Annotated in this window: 19 protein-coding genes; 15 read left to right on the top strand and 4 right to left on the bottom strand. The window is 33.0% G+C overall.

The window, feature by feature from the left end; translation table 11 throughout:
* From OF897_RS03210 to OF897_RS03140, 15 genes are all read left to right on the top strand, one after another.
* Entirely contained in the window at positions 1-753 is a 753-nt protein-coding gene (locus OF897_RS03210; RefSeq protein ID WP_267264251.1) for an ABC transporter ATP-binding protein, read from the top strand.
* Positions 743-2,005, top strand: coding sequence for an ABC transporter permease (locus OF897_RS03205; RefSeq protein WP_267264250.1), 1,263 nt, complete (start codon positions 743-745; stop codon positions 2,003-2,005). Before OF897_RS03210 ends, OF897_RS03205 begins: the two co-directional genes overlap by 11 nt.
* Positions 1,980-2,414 carry an acyl-CoA thioesterase gene (locus OF897_RS03200; protein WP_407648268.1) on the top strand — a complete coding sequence of 145 codons (435 nt, stop codon included), beginning with the start codon at positions 1,980-1,982 and terminating at the stop codon, positions 2,412-2,414. The genes OF897_RS03205 and OF897_RS03200 overlap by 26 nt, the downstream gene beginning before the upstream one ends.
* Positions 2,411-3,550 (top strand): beta-ketoacyl synthase N-terminal-like domain-containing protein, encoded by a 1,140-nt coding sequence (locus OF897_RS03195; RefSeq protein WP_267264249.1) that lies wholly within the window; start codon positions 2,411-2,413, stop codon positions 3,548-3,550. The genes OF897_RS03200 and OF897_RS03195 overlap by 4 nt, the downstream gene beginning before the upstream one ends.
* A gap of 171 nt (positions 3,551-3,721) precedes the next feature.
* On the top strand, positions 3,722-4,633 hold the full coding sequence (locus tag OF897_RS03190) for a hypothetical protein (protein WP_267264248.1): 912 nt from the start codon (positions 3,722-3,724) through the stop codon (positions 4,631-4,633).
* Between the two features lie 229 nt (positions 4,634-4,862).
* Positions 4,863-5,402 (top strand): 3-oxoacyl-ACP synthase, encoded by a 540-nt coding sequence (locus OF897_RS03185; protein WP_267264247.1) that lies wholly within the window; start codon positions 4,863-4,865, stop codon positions 5,400-5,402.
* Between the two features lie 97 nt (positions 5,403-5,499).
* Positions 5,500-5,757, top strand: a complete 258-nt coding sequence (locus tag OF897_RS03180) for a phosphopantetheine-binding protein (protein ID WP_267264246.1) — start codon at positions 5,500-5,502, stop codon at positions 5,755-5,757.
* A gap of 72 nt (positions 5,758-5,829) precedes the next feature.
* Positions 5,830-7,029, top strand: a complete 1,200-nt coding sequence (locus tag OF897_RS03175) for a beta-ketoacyl-[acyl-carrier-protein] synthase family protein (protein ID WP_267264245.1) — start codon at positions 5,830-5,832, stop codon at positions 7,027-7,029.
* Entirely contained in the window at positions 7,026-8,087 is a 1,062-nt protein-coding gene (locus OF897_RS03170) for a beta-ketoacyl synthase N-terminal-like domain-containing protein (protein ID WP_267264244.1), read from the top strand. The genes OF897_RS03175 and OF897_RS03170 overlap by 4 nt, the downstream gene beginning before the upstream one ends.
* 173 nt (positions 8,088-8,260) lie before the next feature.
* Positions 8,261-9,016, top strand: a complete 756-nt coding sequence (locus OF897_RS03165; protein WP_267264243.1) for a polysaccharide deacetylase family protein — start codon at positions 8,261-8,263, stop codon at positions 9,014-9,016.
* A complete protein-coding gene (locus tag OF897_RS03160) occupies positions 9,009-9,635 on the top strand; it encodes a LolA family protein (protein ID WP_267264242.1) in 627 nt (208 codons plus the stop codon). The genes OF897_RS03165 and OF897_RS03160 overlap by 8 nt, the downstream gene beginning before the upstream one ends.
* On the top strand, positions 9,601-10,248 hold the full coding sequence (locus tag OF897_RS03155) for a hypothetical protein (protein WP_267264241.1): 648 nt from the start codon (positions 9,601-9,603) through the stop codon (positions 10,246-10,248). Before OF897_RS03160 ends, OF897_RS03155 begins: the two co-directional genes overlap by 35 nt.
* Before the next feature lies 1 nt (position 10,249).
* Positions 10,250-10,624 carry a hotdog family protein gene (locus tag OF897_RS03150; RefSeq protein WP_267264240.1) on the top strand — a complete coding sequence of 125 codons (375 nt, stop codon included), beginning with the start codon at positions 10,250-10,252 and terminating at the stop codon, positions 10,622-10,624.
* A 1-nt stretch (position 10,625) separates the two neighbouring features.
* Positions 10,626-11,111: a hypothetical protein gene (locus OF897_RS03145; RefSeq protein WP_267264239.1), complete on the top strand. Its 486-nt coding sequence runs from the start codon at positions 10,626-10,628 to the stop codon at positions 11,109-11,111.
* A gap of 1 nt (position 11,112) precedes the next feature.
* Positions 11,113-12,294, top strand: coding sequence for a DUF2062 domain-containing protein (locus OF897_RS03140; protein ID WP_267264238.1), 1,182 nt, complete (start codon positions 11,113-11,115; stop codon positions 12,292-12,294).
* Between the two features lie 54 nt (positions 12,295-12,348).
* On the opposite strand, the gene OF897_RS03135 is transcribed toward OF897_RS03140, so the two are convergent.
* From OF897_RS03135 to OF897_RS03120, 4 genes are all read right to left on the bottom strand, one after another.
* Positions 12,349-14,364, bottom strand: coding sequence for an FG-GAP-like repeat-containing protein (locus OF897_RS03135; RefSeq protein WP_267264237.1), 2,016 nt, complete (start codon positions 14,362-14,364; stop codon positions 12,349-12,351).
* 14 nt (positions 14,365-14,378) lie between these two features.
* Positions 14,379-15,473 carry a hypothetical protein gene (locus tag OF897_RS03130; RefSeq protein WP_267264236.1) on the bottom strand — a complete coding sequence of 365 codons (1,095 nt, stop codon included), beginning with the start codon at positions 15,471-15,473 and terminating at the stop codon, positions 14,379-14,381.
* 231 nt (positions 15,474-15,704) lie between these two features.
* Positions 15,705-17,462 (bottom strand): C45 family autoproteolytic acyltransferase/hydolase, encoded by a 1,758-nt coding sequence (locus OF897_RS03125; RefSeq protein ID WP_267264235.1) that lies wholly within the window; start codon positions 17,460-17,462, stop codon positions 15,705-15,707.
* The gene (locus OF897_RS03120) at positions 17,446-18,990 is read right to left on the bottom strand and encodes a phytoene desaturase family protein (RefSeq protein WP_267264234.1); all 1,545 of its coding nucleotides are present in this window, start codon (positions 18,988-18,990) and stop codon (positions 17,446-17,448) included. The genes OF897_RS03125 and OF897_RS03120 overlap by 17 nt, the downstream gene beginning before the upstream one ends.
* Positions 18,991-19,343 lie beyond the last annotated feature (353 nt).

The following is a 19,343-nucleotide window of genomic DNA, read 5'->3' as shown; positions in this document are numbered from 1 at the left end:
TTGGAGAATATCATCGAAATAAAAAACCTCTACAAGAAATACAAAAACTCGGAAGATTTTTCGGTTAATGATATTTCTTTGAACATAGATAAAAACGAAATCTACGGAATTCTCGGTCCCAACGGGGCAGGGAAAACCACATTGATTTCTATGCTTTCAGGGTTGATAAAACCAACCTCAGGAAGTTTTACCATCAACGGATTGTCGCCGAAAAAAGACAATTCGAAAATCAAACAAATCATTGGTGTTGTACCTCAGGAATACGCGCTCTACCCGACTTTGACGGCGAAAGAAAATTTGTTGTTCTTCGGAAGTCTGTATGGTTTAAAACATAAAAATCTTCACAAAGAAATCGACGAAGCCTTGGAATTGATGGGCTTGACGAAATTTGCCAACAAAAAAGTCGACCAGTTTTCAGGCGGAATGAAACGCCGTTGCAATCTGATTGCCGGAACACTTCACAACCCGAAAGTTTTGTTTCTGGACGAGCCGACCGTTGGCGTAGATGTTCAATCCAAAAAAGCCATAATCGATTATCTTTTAGATTTAAATAAAAAAGGAACGTGCATTATCTACACCTCGCATCACCTTTCGGAAGCGGAGGAATTCTGTACAAAAATCGCTATTATCGACCACGGAAGAATCCACGCAACGGGAACGCCGAAAGAACTGGTGGAAAGAGTTGCCAATGCAGAAAACCTGGAGGATGTTTTCATTTCATTAACCGGAAAAGAATTGAGAGATGTTGTATAAATTGTGGAGAAGTTTTATCAAGGAAATTCAGTTATTGAAGCGCGATTCAGGCGGAATTGTCATCATATTTCTGATGCCTTTGCTGTTGATTATCACCATCACTTTAATTCAGGATTCGACATTCAAAAATCTTGAAGGCTCAAAAATTCCGATTATTTTTATTGATAACGACAAATCTGAAGTTTCTAAAGTCATCAAAAAAGAACTGGAAACTAGCAAAACATTTGAACTCGTCACGGATTACAACGAAAAATCGGCTGAAAAAGCTGTGTTTACGGGAGATTATCAGATGGCCATCGTCATTCCGGAAAATTTAACGAAAGATTTAAATTCAAATATTGATTCCAAAGTTCAGACCGTCGTAAGTTCGTTTGGTTTGGAAATCGACTCTACGGCGACAAAAGCTGTAGCATCAAAAACGAAAGACATTCATCTCTATTTCGACCCCGCAACCAACGCTGGTTTCAAAAATTCTGTGATGAATGCCATCAACAAAATGGTTTTTGAAATCGAAAATAAAAAAATCTACAAAGCCTTCCAGGACCAACTCGGAACGACGGAAGACCTTGAAAATAAAAGCCTGATTACCTTCAAAGAAATCACACCGAACAAAGGCAAAGAAGAACTGATGCCAAATTCCGTTCAGCACAACGTTCCGGCGTGGGCGCTGTTTGCGATTTTCTTTATCGTCGTGCCGTTGTCGATTAATCTAGTCAAAGAAAAAAGTCAGGGAACGAGCGTGAGAGTCCGCGTGAGCCCGACGCCGTACTACATCCACATTTTAGGAAAAACATTCACGTATCTCATCATCTGCGTCATCCAGTTTTTGCTGATGGTTGCCGTAGGAATCTGGCTTTTCCCGCTAATGGATTTGCCTCAGTTTAATGTTACAGGAAAAATGTTCCACCTTCTCATTGTCACTTTATTTGCAGGATTGGCAGCGATTGGATTTGGTGTTTTGATCGGCACCGTATCCGACACTCAGGAACAGTCGGCGCCGTTTGGAGCAACTTCCGTGGTGGTTTTGGCAGCGATTGGCGGAATTTGGGTTCCCGTTTTTCTGATGCCTGAATTTATGCAGAAAATCGCAGCATTTTCTCCAATGAATTGGGGATTGAATGCGTATTACGATATTATTTTAAGAAACAGCGGCATTGGCGAAATTGCCAAAGAATTGATTTTTCTATTTTTATTTTATGTAGCAATGGTAGCTATTTCATTATTTTATGAAAGAAAACAAAATGCAGTCTAAAGATTTAACTTGTACCGAAGAAGTTCGTGTAAGATTCAATGAAACTGACCCACTCGGAATTGTTTGGCACGGTCATTATATCGTGTATTTTGAAGACGGAAGAGAAGCTTTCGGAAGACAGCACGGTTTGACTTATCTTGATATTCAGAAAGCAGGATTTGTAACACCGATTGTGAAAAGTACCTGTGAACATTTTCTTCCTTTAAAATATGGAGAAACATTCAATATTGTGACTACTTTCGTAAATTCCGTTTCTGCGAAATTGATTTATAAATACGAGATTTTCAATCAGAATAATCAATTGGTTTGTAGTGGTGAAACTATTCAGGTTTTTCTGGATTCTGAAAATAATTTATGCCTGTACAATCCTGAGTTTTTTCAAACTTGGAAAGATAAAATGGGTTTATGATGAAAGAAATTTATATTACAGATTACAACTGCGTCACACCTTTGGGTTTTGATGTGGAATCAAACTGGAAAGCACTTCTGGAAGGAAAATCTGGCGTTGCTTTGCATAAAGTTATCGATAATCACGAAGCTTTTTTTGTTTCTAAGATTAATTCTGAAAAATTGGACGAGGAATTTAATAAGCTCTTCGACAATCAAGACTTTACAAGACTTGAGAAAATGTTTTTGTTGAGCTTAAAGCCTTTAGTTGAAAGACATCACATTTCAGATGAAACCGCTTTTATTCTTTCAACAACGAAAGGAAATATAAGTTTATTAAAAAATAAAACAGATTTACCGGAAGGAGTTTTCCTTTCCAATTTAGTTCAAAAAATTGCTGATTTTTTTGGATTTAAAACAAAACCAATCGTTGTCTCTAATGCCTGTGTTTCCGGAGTAATGGCAATTGCTGTTGCAAAGAATATGATTCAGGCAGAAAAATATAAAGATGCTTTCGTGGTTGCCGGAGACGAAATTTCAGAGTTTGTGATTTCAGGTTTCAATTCTTTTCAGGCAATAGGAAGCGAACCTTGCAAACCTTACGACAAAAATCGTAATGGAATTAATCTGGGTGAAGCAACCGCAGCAATTTATATAACTTCTACTCCATTAGAAAACGAAAAATTCAAATTTAAAGTTTTAGGCGACTCAGCGATTAACGATGCAAATCATATTTCCGGACCATCAAGAACTGGTGACGGATTATTTGCAAGTATCAAAAATGCAATGACGGAAGCTAAGATTTCATCAGAACAAATTGATTTCATTTCGGCTCACGGAACGGCGACAATTTATAATGACGAAATGGAAGCGATCGCATTCAACAGAATGGATTTGCAAAATATTCCTTTGAATAGTTTGAAAGCTTACTACGGACATTGTTTAGGAGCTTCAGGATTATTGGAAAGTATTATTTCTATGGAATCTGCTTTAAATAATACTTTAATTACATCAAAAAACTTCGAAGAAACGGGAATTTCCCAACCTTTGAATATTATTAAGGAAAATCGATCTGCAGAAATTAAATATATTCTGAAAACGGCTTCGGGTTTTGGTGGATGTAATGCGGCGATTATATTACAATTTGAACATTTATAAAAGCTTATTTATAACAGTTAAGTGTTAAGTAATATTTTTTATAATAAATTCTTGCAATCTGAATTATTAGCAATTTCAAATTCATTAAATTATCTACATCAATGAAAACTATAGTTTTTTAATGGGGTTTTAGTAAACTTTTAAATATATTTGTTTGTAAATAAAATTTCTATGAATTCTAAAATCCTTACATTTTTGTTATTGGCCTTTGTTTTCTTTTTCAACAATTCGTGTTCCAATGGAGATGAAGTACAAACAACTCCAACCAACACTAGTTTGCAGAACCCTGCGCAAAATTCCAATAAAATATTGAAATTTATTAAATCTTTTAATTATAGTAATCCTACACACTATTTTCAAAGTTCTAATGGCAAAGTAAATTTATGGAATACTAGTTACAATGCTAGTTACAATGCAGTGATACATTCGGTAACATATAATTCAATGGGTAAAATTGATAAAATATCAATTTCTAATTCCTCCTCTATTAATTATTATGAAGCACAATTTAAATATGAAAACAATTTGCTTTCAGAAATTGTATATCTACACAAAGATACAAGTGGTAATTTCTTGCTAAACACAAGTTACACTGTTCAGTATAAAAATTCTAAAATATATCGCCTTATTAGAACCACTTATAATACTCCACAGGATTATATAAATGACACTCTAAATAACTGTAATATAACGGAATTAGAATTTTCCAATGAAAATGTTACCAAAGCAAGTTTTATTACAGGACAATATAGTAGAGCTACAGGAGTAATAAATGCTGAATCTTACGCATATTTTAAAAGATTGTACACTTACAATAATTCGATAATTAACCCTTACTCAACATTTCCAATCGAATTTCAAGTTTACTTGGCACAAGCAAGTCTTGAAAATAGCGAGTATAATGCTGATTATTTTTCAAAAAATGCAAAAAATAGCATAACAACACATGTAAATGAATCATTATTTTCAAGCTATTCTTTTAATTACGAAACTGACGCAAGCTTAAATGGTCTTCCAAATAAAATTGACTCAAACAATGGGAATTTTGGAAGCAAAGCAACTTTTGAATATGATTTTTATTAAGAAGTTCAACTTTTAAGGTGCTAATAATCTTAATTGACAAACAATAATTTTTTTACCGTGATATCGAAAACTAAGGGACATCACCTATATAATCTATTTTGGAATTTCTTAAATTGATTATTCATAGTAGATAAAAGACTTAAGAGGCTATTCTGAACTTATTCCAATAGTAAATCTTTCAACTTTCAAAAACAACTATTGCCTTTTATTCTTTAAGAAAGAACAGTAAATGAAGAAAACACACATCTGCACTATACAAAACTCAAAAATAATCCTAAACGAAAAAATTATTTTTGAAACCCAAACCGAAAATTTCTCAGACTTTGCGAAAGAAGGCTACAAAAGTTTAGAACTGAATTATCCTAAATTTCATAAAATGGATAATCTGAGTAAATTGGCTTTTTTAGCTTCCGAAATGATTCTGAAAAATGACGATCACAGCAAAACAGCCTTAGTTTTTGCTAATAAATCATCTAGTTTAGACACCGATTTTAAATATCAGGAAAGCATTAATTCTCAGGAAAATTATTTCCCGAGTCCCGCTGTTTTTGTGTACACTTTACCCAATATTTGCGTGGGTGAAATCAGTATTAAACATAAAATGCAGACTGAGAATGCGTTTTTTGTATTAGACGAATTTGATGAAGAATTTTTAAACTCATACGCGGCACAGATTCTGCAATCAGGAAAAGCTGAAAAAGTCTTGTGTGGCTGGGTCGAACTATATCAGGAAAGTTATAAAGCTTTTGTATATTTGCTAACTAGGTAATTTAACAATATAACAGTACAACAATGTAACGATGTAACGATAGTGTTCAGTCTCAATTGATAAACTGGTATATCTATACATTGGTAAATTTAGAAATATGGAAGATTTAAAATTAGAATTAAAAACAAAAATCATTGAAGTCCTTAATCTTGAAGATGTTGCAGTAGAAGAAATCAAAGATACAGATCCATTATTTGGAGGAGGTCTTGGATTAGATTCTATTGATGCTTTGGAATTGATCGTTCTTCTTGATAAAGAATACGGAATCAAATTATCTGACCCTAAAAAAGGTAAAGAAATCTTCCAATCTATCGTAGTGATGGCAAAGTTCATCGAAGAAAACAGAACAAAATAATTCAATCTAACAATGTATCAATTTAGCAATGTCCAATGTTGTTAAATTGATATATTGGTACATTATTAAAAGATGGGTCAAAAAATTGCCATTACAGGAATGGGCATTATTTCCTCCATTGGTAACAATGTCGAGGAAAATTTTATTTCGCTGACGACCGGTAAACACGGAATTTCAGACATTCAATTGTTTGAAACCCGTCACTCTGGAAATATCAAAACGGGCGAGATAAAATTGTCTAATGAAGAGCTTGTACAAAAACTTCAGTTAAATGAAGACAACAAAGCTACAAGAACCTCTTTATTAGGAATGATTGCTGCAAAAGAAGCTGTAGAAAGTGCCGGAATTTCGGATATTAACGAATATAAAACCGGTCTGATTTCCTCAACAAGCGTTGGCGGAATGGATATCACCGAAAAATATTTCTATACCTACGAAGATTTCCCTGAAAAGCAAAAATATATCGACTCTCACGATGCGGGAAATTCATCATTATTGATTGCGGATTATCTTGGCTTAAAAGGCATGGTTTCTACGATCAGTACAGCTTGTTCATCTGCTGCAAATGCCATTATGATGGGCGCAAAACTCATTAAAAATGGAGTTTTAGATCGCGTAATTGTCGGTGGAACAGATTCTCTTTCAAAATTTACATTGAACGGTTTCAATACACTGATGATTCTTACCGATTCTTACAATACACCTTTCGATAACGACAGAAAAGGGCTGAATTTAGGTGAAGCAGCCGCTTTCATAGTTTTGGAATCTGATGAGGTCGTGAAAAAAGAGAACAAAAAAGTTTTGGGTTATCTTTCAGGATACGGAAATGCAAATGATGCACATCACCAAACCGCTTCTTCGGAAAACGGACAAGGTGCTTTTTTAGCGATGGAAAAAGCTTTGAAGGTTTCCGGTTTAGAGAAAGAAAATATAGATTACATCAATGTTCACGGAACGGCTACTCCGAACAATGATTTATCAGAAGGAATTGCAATGATCAGGATTTTTGGCGAAAATAATGTTCCTGAATTCAGTTCTACAAAGGCATTTACAGGCCATACTTTGGCTGCTGCAGCAGGAATTGAAGCCGTATATTCGTTATTAGCAATTCAAAATAATGTTATTTTCCCTAATCTGAATTTTAAAAATAAGATGGAAGAATTTGATTTGACTCCTGTCACTGAACTTAAAGAGAAAAGTATCAATCACGTTCTTTCCAATTCATTTGGTTTTGGAGGAAATTGTTCAACTTTAATTTTTTCTAAATCATGAGTGCAGTTTACATCAATAGTGCAGCCTGTATTTCAGTTCAGGATACTTTAAATGATCAATTTTTCCAAAATTTACAACCTGTTTATTCACCACAAGTTTTAAAAGCTATCGAACCGATTTACAAAGAATTCATTCCTCCTGCAATGATTAGAAGGATGTCTAAAACCGTAAAAATGAGTTCTGTAGCCTCAAATCAGGCTTTAAAAGAAGCGGAAATTGAAAAACCAGACGCTATTATTGTCGGAACAGGAATAGGCTGTTCTCAGGATTCTGAAAAATTCTTAAAAAATGTATTGGATAATAATGAAGAGTTTTTAACTCCAACCTTTTTTATTCAGTCTACGCATAATACCGTCGCAGGACAAATCGCTCTCGGTTTACAATGTCACGGTTATAACTTCACATATGTGAATACTTCTTCATCACTGGAATTTTCATTTTTAGATGCAAAATTGCAGATTAATGATGGTGATGCTGAAAACGTTCTGGTAGGTTCAACAGACGAACAAACCGAACGAACAATGGAATTGTATAAATTAAACGAAACCATTAAAAAAGAAGAAAATCTTCCCGCTGATTATTTGAATTCAACAACAGATGGTGCGATTTGGGGAGAAGGAGCCAGTTTTTTTGTCTTAGGAAAAGATAAAACGGAAAGCGCTTATGCTCAATTGAAAGATATTCAAATCATTAACAGATTAGATTTAGATGAAACTTCAAAATTTATTGAAGATTTTTTAGTTAAAAATAATTTGAAAACTAATGATATTGATGTTGTAATGTTAGGTTTCAGCGGAGATGCAAAATCTGATGTTTATTATCAAAAAGCTTCAGAATTATTTACAAGTTCTTCTTTATTATATTACAAACATTTAAGCGGAGAGTTCAATACAGCAAGTGGTTTTTCAACATTTATGGCTTGTCATATTCTTAAAAATCAAGAAATTCCGAATGTGATGATGATTAATGATTTGAAAAAAGGAGAGATTAAAAATATCCTTCTTTACAATCATTTAGGAGGAAATGATCATAGTTTGGTTTTGTTAGAAAGAGTTTAATTATTTAACTAATTTTAGTTAATCAGCCTCTTTGTCATTCAGAGCGAAACGAAGTGGAGCGTGGAATCTAAGCAATCTAAAACGCTGTCGAGATTCCTACAGAATGACAAACATACTGTCTGATGCTCTAATAATCTGAAATTTTAAACCCGAAATTCAAAAACTATAAAAAGATGAAACATTACCCATTTATCCTATTTTATCTTTTCTGTAACGTTTTTATTTATGCGTTTCATGGGACTTTTTGGGTGTATTTGTTTTGTTTTTTACTATTTTCTTTTGTTGTAGTTTGGGGTTCGTTTGATATTGAACTTGGATATTTTGTCAACAGTATTACCCACAAAAGAACAAAAATCAAGGAAGTTGCGTTGACTTTCGATGATGGACCAACTGAATTTACTCCAAAATTTTTAGATATATTAAAAGAAAATAACGTAAAGTCTACGTTTTTCTGCATCGGAAAACAGATTGAAAAATATCCCGAAACGTTCCAACGAATTATTGAAGAAGGACATACGATTGGAAATCATACCTATTTCCATTCCAATAACACCGGATTTTTATCAACTACTAAAATGATTGAAGAAATTGAAAAATGTGATGAAATAATTTCTAAAATTGGAAATATCAAAACCAATTTATACCGTCCTCCTTTTGGAGTTACCAATCCGAATATCGCAAAAGCCATCAAAAAAACTCACAAAAAAAGCATCGGATGGAATGTTCGTTCGTTAGACACAATTACGGACGATGAGAAAAAAATTTACCGAAAAGTTACTAAAGGATTAAAAAAAGGAAGCATCATTCTTCTTCACGATACTTCAGAAAAAACGTATAATGTGTTGGTAGATTTATTAGTATTTTTGAATGCTAAAAATTATTCAACTTTTACGGTTGATTCAATGATAAAAAATCAAAAAAATGATTAAAAATATTGCTTTCGGAGCATTTTTACTAATTTCAAGCTTCTTTTTTGCGCAAAATACGCCAATGTCAGGAGCCGAAGCTAAAGCATTTGTAGCTAAGGTTTCATCGGAAACTAAAGAAATAAAAACATTACAAAGCGATTTTACCCAAACCAAAAAAATGGATTTTTTGGATAAAAGTATCATCACATCTGGTAAAATGTCATTAAAAACACCGAATATGCTTAGCTGGAAGTACACAAAACCTTATCAGTACAGCATTGTCTTTAAAGAAAACAAAATCTTCATCAACGATCAGGGAAAAAAATCTTCTGTTGATGCAAAGAGTAAAACATTTGAGAAAATCAATAAACTAATTGTCGGAAGTTCAAACGGACAGATGTTTAACGATCCTGAATTTTCTGTAGCTTATTTTAAAAATGGAACTTCAAATATTGCTAGATTCACTCCTAAATCTGCTCAATTGTTGAAATATATTAAGCAAATCGAACTGCACTTTCCGAAAAGTCAATCTACAGTTTCTCAAGTGAACATGACGGAAGCTTCGGGAGATACGACGAATATTGTTTTCAAAAATACCAAAATCAATGCGCCGATTCCTGCTTCTGAGTTTTCTTTATAGTCTGATTATTTTATCATTTGTTTCGTGTAAAACATATCATTTAATAGATGCGACTCCGATTTCCAATACTGAAAAAACGGTTGAAAATCTATACTTTTCTTCGAAGGAAGATTATGTTTATAAATGTCAGATGGATATTTATAAAAATCACATTAGCGGAATTTTAATTATTAAAAAAATCAACGAAACGACGCACCGTGTTGTTATGACTTCCGATTTTGGAAATAAATTAATTGATTTTGAAATCTCGGAAAATGATTTTAAGTTGAATTATGTTCTTCCTGATCTTGATAAAAAAATTGTCATTAATTTTCTAAAGAACGATTTTCAAAAACTTTTAAAACAAAAATACGCTGTGAATGAAAGCTTTGAAAATGATTCAACAAAAATATTTTATTCAAAAACTGATAAAGATGGATATTATCTAAGCTTTAACAAAGAAAATAGTTTACTTAAACAAATCGTTTATACCAAAAATAATAAAGAGAAAATCGATTTTACATTTGAGGCTAAAAAACCTACTTTTGCTGAAACGATTGAAATTCAACACAAAGATTTTAAAATCAATATTAAATTATTTCAAATCACTGAAACAGAACAAGAAACAGAATAAAATGCAAACTATACTTACAGATTTTTACACTCTACAATCATATGAAAAAGCAGATAACGGAAGTTTTTCGGCAAATATTCTGTTGAACAAAGATCATGATATTTTCAAAGGACATTTCCCCGGAAATCCTGTTACACCAGGAGTTTGTATGATGCAGATTATTAAAGAACTTACTGAAGAATTTATCGGTCGAAAATTATTTTTAAAAACAGCGTCAAACGTAAAATTCATGGCGATTATCAATCCTTTTGAAACGCCTGAATTGACGATGATTCTTGATATTACAGAAAATGAAACTGAAGTTAAAGTAAAAAATGTGACTTCATTTGGCGAGACTATTGCATTGAAAATGTCAGTTAATTATACAAAAATATAGCATGAAACTGATATTATCTCTTTTCGCTGGACTATTTTTCTTTTTTCAATCTTCTGATTTAGAAGTTTTGAGAAATGCTTATTCTAAAGCAAATTCATCAAATGAAGGAGCAAAAAACTTCATTGAAGTTGCTGATAACAAATCTTCATCAGATCCGATTATTATAGGTTATAAAGCTGCTGCAGAAATTTTGGAAGCCAAAGTAACGACTGAAAAAAACAAAAGAAAATCTTTTGTAAAATCTGGTGCATCGAGTTTGGAGAGTGTTATTAAAGCTAATCCAAGTAACGTTGAGTTGAGATTAATCAGAATGAGTGTTCAGGAAAATATTCCGAAAATTGTAGGCTATTCTAAAAATTTAAAAGAAGATAAAACATATATTTTAAGCAACTATACGAAACAAAATGCAGCGCTAAAAGTATACATCAAAAAATTTGCGATGCAGTCTAAAACAATGACCGCAACGGAAAAAAATTCATTGAAATAAAATGATGCTTTCTGAAGTACAAAATGCAATTTCTGAAAGGAAAATATGCATTTTAATTCCGACTTACAATAATGAAAAAACACTGAGAAGAGTGATTGACGGTGTTTTGGAATACACTGAAAATATTATTGTTGTAAATGACGGTTCTACCGATTCTACTTCAGAAATTCTAAAAAATTATACTCACATTACCGTTTTAAATCTTCCCGAAAACAAAGGAAAAGGAAATGGTCTGAAAATCGGCTTCAGAAAAGCAAAAGATCTTGGTTTTAATTATTCAATAACTATCGATTCTGACGGGCAACATTATCCTGATGATATTCCAGTTTTTGTGGAAGCTTTGCTTAACGAGAAAGAAGATATTTTATTGATAGGGAACCGAAATATGTCACAAGACGGAATTCCCAAGAAGAGTAGTTTTGGAAACCGTTTTTCTAATTTTTGGTTTTGGTTTGAGACAGGAATCAGACTTGAAGACACACAATCTGGTTATCGATTGTATCCTTTACATAAAATTCCAAAAAAATATTATACTCCCAAGTTTGAATTTGAGATTGAAATTATTGTAAGAACAGCTTGGCGACACGTTCCGGTAAAAAATATTCCGATAAAGGTTTTATATGATCCTGCGGAAAGAGTTTCGCACTTCAGACCTTTTAAAGATTTTACGAGAATCAGTATTTTAAATACGATTTTGGTGTTTATCGCTTTGGTTTATATTATTCCGAGAAATTTTGTGCTCAATTTCAAAAAAAAAAGTTTTAAAAAATTCATTAAAGAAGATATTTTAGAAAGTGAAGGCACAAACCGAATAAAAGCGTTCTCAATTGCTTTAGGTGTATTTATCGGGTTTTTACCTTTCGGAGGCTATCATACTTTGCTTGTGATTTCATTATCTGTGTTATTTAAACTGAATAAGGTTTTGGCATTTATTGCATCAAATGTAAGTTTGCCGCCTTTCATTCCATTTATCATCGTTGCTTCACTATTTTTGGGAGCACCTTTCGTTCAAGGTGACAGCGATATTTTTAATCAGGAATGGAATTTTGATTTAGTGAAAAATAACGTCCTGCAATATGTGATTGGAAGTTTGATTTTGGCAAGTTCAATGTCTGTCATTGCAGGAATTGGAACATTTTTATTTCTGAATAAAGTAAATCCCGGAGAAAAATTAACTCCATAAAAAATGCAAAGCCTTTCGACTTTGCATGATTAATTTAGGTATACGATTGAAATCTTATTTTTTAATTATTTTTTGAGAATGTATTTTCCCATTTTTATCGGTTAAAATCAATAAATAATTGCCTGAATTTAATTGCTTAACAGAAACTGATTCTTTATCAACTTTTGTTTGTAAAACCATTCTTCCACTAAGTTCATAAACTTTTGCGTCAACCGGAATAAAGTTTTTATTAGATTTAAAATTAATAACATCAAGAACAGGGTTTGGATAAACTGTAAATAAATCTTGAGCATTCTCTGCATCTTTGGTTCCTAAAAAAGTTCCTTCTACAACGTGAAGAGTTGTATTTGGTGTCACGTTATTAATGGTATCTACCAATCCGGAAGGCCATTTTATCACTACTTTTGTAATTGCTGTTGCCTGACCAATCCCGAAATGCGTATTTAATGTGTTCATATTTTGAAAACCTACTCCACTTTGTACATCACGAATCTGTTTTCCCCAACTTCCGTAGATTTCTACTCTTGCCCCAATTCCATTTCTGTTGCTCAAAGTTCCCTGCAAAGTAACTTTTAACCATTTGTTTGTATTTCCATTATTCATAAGGATATTGCTTCCGTTCTGAATATCTAAAAACCCATCATTATTTAAATCACCAATTGGTCTGTCGTATATCGAAAGATTGTAACTGTTTGCGTTTTTTACAAATTTAAATGTACCGTCACCGAACATAATATTGTTCTCGGCGCCTAAAACATCTAAAAATCCGTCATTATCAAAATCATAAGCAACATATTCTCTGCTCGAAGCCGAAGTTAGATCGTATCCAGAACCTGCTGAAACGTCAGTAAACGTTCCATTTCCGTTATTTTTCATTACTTTACTTAATCCGTTTGATGTAGAATTGATTCCCACAACAGCATCCATCCATCCGTCATTATTAAAATCTCCCCATGCAGAAGACCATGTCTGAACCGGATTTGCCATATTTGCTGTTGCTGCAACATTGGTAAAGGTTCCGTTTCCATTGTTTCTATGAAGTTCATCAATATTTCCGCCAGGACCAGAACCGCCGCCACTACATTTAGCAATAAATAAATCTAAATCACCATCGTTATCATAATCGATCCAGATAGAACCGTAATTTCCACCAGAAGGGAAATCTCCCAATCCACCCTGATTATGATTCATATTTGTTCCGTCATTCAAATAAAATCTATTAGGCGAATTGTCATCACATACAAAAGCATCTAATTTTCCATCATTATTAATATCAATAAAATTGGTTCGCTGTACTAAAAATGACTGAGTCTTTCTATCTGAAGTGTATCCCGTTCCTGTGGAATTAGCTTTTACAAAGGCAATTCCGCTTCCTGAACCGTAAATTAAATCATTAAAACCATTGTTGTCATAATCTCCAGCCGCGATACTCCAACTTGGTGTAATGGTTGTAGAAGGAATGGTATATGTTACATTAGTAAATCCTCCTCCCGGTTGTTGATACGATATAACGATTTGTGTTGCGCTTACTACAGATACGATGTCGTCACGATAATCACCATTCATATCAACAATACAGTGATTAAAACTACCTGCAACACTTACCGGTGTACTAGTAAACGAAAGTCTGCTTGGCAATACAACTGCTTGATTTATTGTAAAATTAAAAGCCGAACTCGACCATTTATTATCAAAAACTATATAATAAGTTGATCCTGCAGTTACAGCAAAGGTAGCCTCAGAAGAATATCCTGAAAAATCATCATTAGATGTTACACAAGTAAGTGCGCCACAAACTCCTTTATAAACGATTAATCTTGTATCAACATTTTGCCCAGAAATTACTGTAGAAACTGTAATATTACCATTTGTAGCAGCAGTATATTTATACCATAATCCTGCTGTTCCGGCTGCACTCGTCAATCCACAAACTGCGGTTGGAGGCGTTCCGGTAACTGCAGGTGCACTGTGGCTTCCGAGCGAAAGATTAATTGCCGTACTGCAAGCTAACTGAGCCATTGCCCAGGTTGCACTCAACAGCATTATAAGAAAAGAAATTTTTTTATTCATGATTTTAGTTTAGTTTAGTTACATGGTTGGGTAAGTGAATTGATCCACTGCTGCACAAGCTGAACACCCTCATCATGTACAACCGTTCTTCCCAAAAGAGGCATTCTGTTACTTTCGTCTACAGAAGTCAGCCTATAATTCATTACAGATTTATTGTGATTTCCCGGACTGATAATTTTCTGAAGAGAAGCATCTACAGGTTCATCTGCTGTAACGCAGACTCCAAGATTTGCAAGATTGGTGGTTTGATTAAAATTTAATCGAATAGCACGGTAATCACAACGCGCATTATCTTGATGGCAATGCGCACAATTAGCATCTAAATAAGAACGAAATCGTAAATCTAAAGGCTTACTTGTATCTCTATAATCAACAGTAGAAACAATATTCGCAGGATAACCCTGTAAATAACCTTCATCTACAAGTTTTTGTAGCTGATTTTTCATGCCATTGGGATAATTATAAGAAACATTAAGGTTTTGCGGTTTTACGCCGATCGGAATTGGCTGATTATCCAGTTTATGACACGCATAACATTCGGATTCTGATGGAATTCTGTAATCAGTGGTAATCACATCATTGTTACTTTTCTTAAATGTGATACTTTTTGAGCTTCCACTTGTAAAATCTGTCCCAGTTACCAAATTTGCTTCAGTCTGCTCATCATTCCATAAATATTCAGCAAAAATCCAACCGCTGGATTTTTTGATCATTAAGCGGGTTTCAATAATTCTTGTCGTATTGTTTGGTTGTACCGTATTGTAATAAAAGTTCTTTATCAGCACAGTTCCTACAGGGAAATTCAGGGTTTTGGCATCTCCGTCATAGACAGATTTTGTACCTTCTGGCATCCAAATAAATCTCTTTTTTAGAGCATAATCTGTAAAAAGTGAACTTGCAGGTTCGTAAGGAATCACCTTTTTGGAAGGATTAAGATTTTTTAGATCTCCCGTAAAAAAAGAATACGTTGAAAGTTTAGCATAAGGAACTGCATCAATATTAAAGTTCACAAACGGACTTTCTGCTTCTACAGCCTCAATTTTTTCATCGGTTTTACAGGAAGTAAATAGTAAAAAAGAAGATAAAATTAAAAAATATATTTTCTTCATTAATTCATTAGTTTAGGAAAAACGAATATAAATATTTAAATCATTCACTCCCAAACAATTTCATATCAATTAAATAATTTTAACTAAAATAATTTAACCAAACATACAGATTATAAAATATTATTTAATAAAACAAATACAATGACTCAATAAACACAATAGAGGATTTACAAAAAAATAGCTGTAAAAATCAAATCTTACAGCCGTTTTTCATTTTGTTTGTGAGGAAGTTTATTTCAAGTATTTATTTACTTTCTTCAAATATTTTTCAACATTTTCTTTATCCGGAATTGTTGTAATTTCTTTCTTCAACGCTTTTTCAAATTCAATTTTAGCTTTAGAATATTCTTTTTGTTTAAAATAATATTTTCCTGCTTGATAATACACCAACCAAAAATCAGGATTTAACGATTGATAATGAGGAATAAAATCATCAGTTAAAAGAACATCATTGCCATCAATTGCACTTTGAACTTCTCCATTCGCAAACTTAAATTCTTCATAATCCTCAAATTCTTTAGATTTAATAAAAGGATCTTTAGCAATATTGAATTCCGTTTTTGCAAAGTCACCATCTTTTAATTTTTTATCAGAAAAAATTTCGTTCAGATCATAACAGACAAACTCTCCCAATTGATAAGGGTTCGAAGAAACCCAAACCAACCTTTTCTGAGGCGAAAAGATCACAGCATGATGTGCCAAAAGCTGATTGATTGCTTTCTCATTTCCGTAACCGATCTTTTCACCTTTCAGTCCTGATTTATCGCGTAAAATTGAAGCCATTTTTTCAGGATTCAATTTTTTATTTTGCTGCAAAAGCTCTTGAAGTTTTTCATAACGGTATTCAGAATGACTTTCTACAATATGTTTCTGATTTTTTTTATCATTTTTATAAGCATCTGACTGAAAATGATTCGTACAAAAAACCCTGCTTGAATTAGCAACATCATAAACACCGAGGTTTTTAGGTGAAACTTCAACAATCACAGCTTTTTTATCATTTGCACTCCCAACCAAAATAGATTCTGAAACAAAAACCTTTCGTTTTCTGGCAATATCAATCGCTTCATCAATATTTTTAGCGTATTGCAAAATCTCTCTTGTAACAAGCGAAATTGGTGTTTTTGCGGTCAAGGGGATTTTAGATTTTCCGGCATTAATTGTTACCGTAATTCCTTCTTTATTCATCCCGGAAACAACCCCAATCATTCCGGGCCAACTTACAGATAAATAAGGAATTCCTTGTTCAGGTTCGACAAATTCTATGAGTTTGTTTTTGGCAAAATCATCACCGACATAAAAATCGAAATTTCGACCAATCAACAAATCACCGTCTTCAGAATTTTCATTCCACACAGCCAAAGACGTGCAGCCTACCATCATCAAATCCTGCATCGCATGACCAATATCATGAGCGCCGTGCAAGTATAGAGCTCTTTGAAATTTTGGAGCTATAAAATTATATTTATCCGAAGAATATTGAGACAATCCATACAATTCGGCTTGAAAATCATCTCGTACATTCAGATACATTTTTCGGTTATACCACTTCAAGAAGCCTCTCAACAGATTTTGCTTAAACTTAGACGGAACAAAACCTTCTACTTTTGAAAAGAAAATCTCTTCCTGTTTCTGCATTAAATTTTGCGTCAAAGCTCCGTTATTATAACCTAATTGTAAAGGATTTCCTTTGATATACAATTCCCAAAGCTGCTGCTTATTTTTCGTTAAATAATTTTGATTAAAACTAAAAGTAGAATCGTTTATTTTGTCAACTTTTGGTATTTCAAGCGAATATTTTTGTACCTCAGGAATATGTTTGATGGATTTTCTAATTCCGCAAGATGTGATGATAAAGCAAAGAAAGATTAAGATTAAAACTCTGTCATTTCGCCGGAAGGAGAAATTTATTCTCAAAAATTTAGATTCTTTATTATGCTTCGTTTCATTCAAAATGACAAAAAACTGCATATTATTTCCCTTCTTCACCTTTATTTTTATTAATCAATTGTGTTAATCTTTCATCAATAAGTTCTTTTCCTAAAATTTCTGCACAGGTATTGAAAGCACCAATTGTGCAACCCAAAATCCCATGTATATTCACGGATTGTCCAGTAAGAAAAAGGTTATTAATCTTCGTTCGTGGAGAAACCATCGTTTTTAAAGGATTTTCAGAAACTTTAGAATAGCCGTACATATTTCCTTCAAAACTTCCAATATAATCACGATATGAAAGTGGAGACGATGTATAAATATTTTTAATTGACGTTCTTAAATCAGGAAATTTCTTTTCTAAAGCATCAATCATTTTTTCAGCTTTTTCAAGCTTAAATTTCTCGTATAATTTTCCTCTTTCGTGTTCGTCTGCAATCGTATTGAAGGTCTTTTCCCATTCTTTTACTTCTTCAAAACTCATGTAGGAAATAGCCGTTAAGCTTTCTGCAAATTCAGCATTTTTCTTTGATGGCGTTGACGAAAGCATATACGTTTCTGGCCAGTTTTCTTTTTTGTATTTAAAAGCTTTCCAAACTAAATCTGTTGAGGAATAATGGTAAATATTATAATTAAGATTGAGAATTTCATTAGGTTTTAACACCAAATAAACACTGAAACATGACGAAATCGGCTCCCAGCTTAAAACTCTATTTAAAAACGATTTTTTCAGTCTCTTTTCTCCGATTAATTCAATCATTGAACGGATTTCAATATTTGAAATAAAAAGATTTGCATGAAATTCTTTTCCAGAAGTTATTTTCGCACCTCTTAAAATATCTTTTTCATCAAAAATCATTTCAGAAACTTCAGAATGCTTAAAAATCTCAGCTCCATATTCTCTCAGTTTTCTAATCAACAATTTTGAAATCTGACTTCCGCCTTTTGAACATTTGTAAGCACTTTGAATATAAGAATTCACCGTCAAAGCATGAACGTAGAACGGAATATTTTCAGAATCTCCCGCATACAAGAAATTTGAACCCAATAAAACTGCCTGAAGTTTTTCGTTTGAAGTAATGGATTCTATAAATCGCTTGGTATTTAAATGCAAAATTTCTTCGTTGTAATTTTCTTTTCCAACAACATTATATCTAGGAAAATGATTGCATATTTCCTGAATTTCCTGACAATATATTTCTAAATTCTGTCTTTCATCAGGGAAAAACTGCACCAATTGTTCAACAAAATTTTTGTAACCTTGAGCATGAGGATATTCTGTAGAGTCTTCACCGAATGTGATTTTATCATATCCATCGACATCCATTTTCTGAAGTTCGAGGTCATTCATAATTTCTAAATAAGAGAAAAAATGATGTAAATTTTGCCCCTCTGAAAGTCCGCCAATGTAGTGAACTCCGGTATCGAAGATAAGTTTATCTCTTGAAAAGGTTTGAAGATTCCCTCCATATTGGTTATTTTTTTCCAGCACACAGACTTTTAAGCCTTCTTTTGCCAGAATAAGTGCAGAAACAAGACCACCAAGACCGCTTCCGATAACCAATATGTCGTAGTGTTTTTTCAAATTATGATTACAGTTTTCAACGGCAAAAGGTACAAAAGTTTATTAAATTGTTTGAGAAAAATGCGTCTAAAAATGTCTATTAAAAACTACATAATTTAAACGCAAAGGGCGCAAAGTTTTTTCTTTAAAATGGGTGAAAATATTTTTCGTTCGCAAAAGCGTTTCACTCAGCAAAGACTTCTTTTTAAAGATGAGCTTGCCTATCCTTGTTAAGGCTTGAAACCTGACAAGCATTTAAACGCAGCCCGACTTGAACGGAGCTCTTTTTGTGTAGCGAAGCGGAACAAAAAAGCGGGAGTGGAAGGCATAAATGAGAAAAAGCATAGCTTTGTCGAAGTTTACGAACGAAGTTC

Origin of the sequence: Chryseobacterium formosum (genome assembly GCF_026460885.1) — a bacterium.
In the GTDB taxonomy this organism is placed as follows: domain Bacteria; phylum Bacteroidota; class Bacteroidia; order Flavobacteriales; family Weeksellaceae; genus Chryseobacterium; species Chryseobacterium formosus.
The sequence above is the reverse complement of the archived record's forward strand: the minus strand, read 5'-3'. Positions and strand labels throughout refer to the sequence as shown.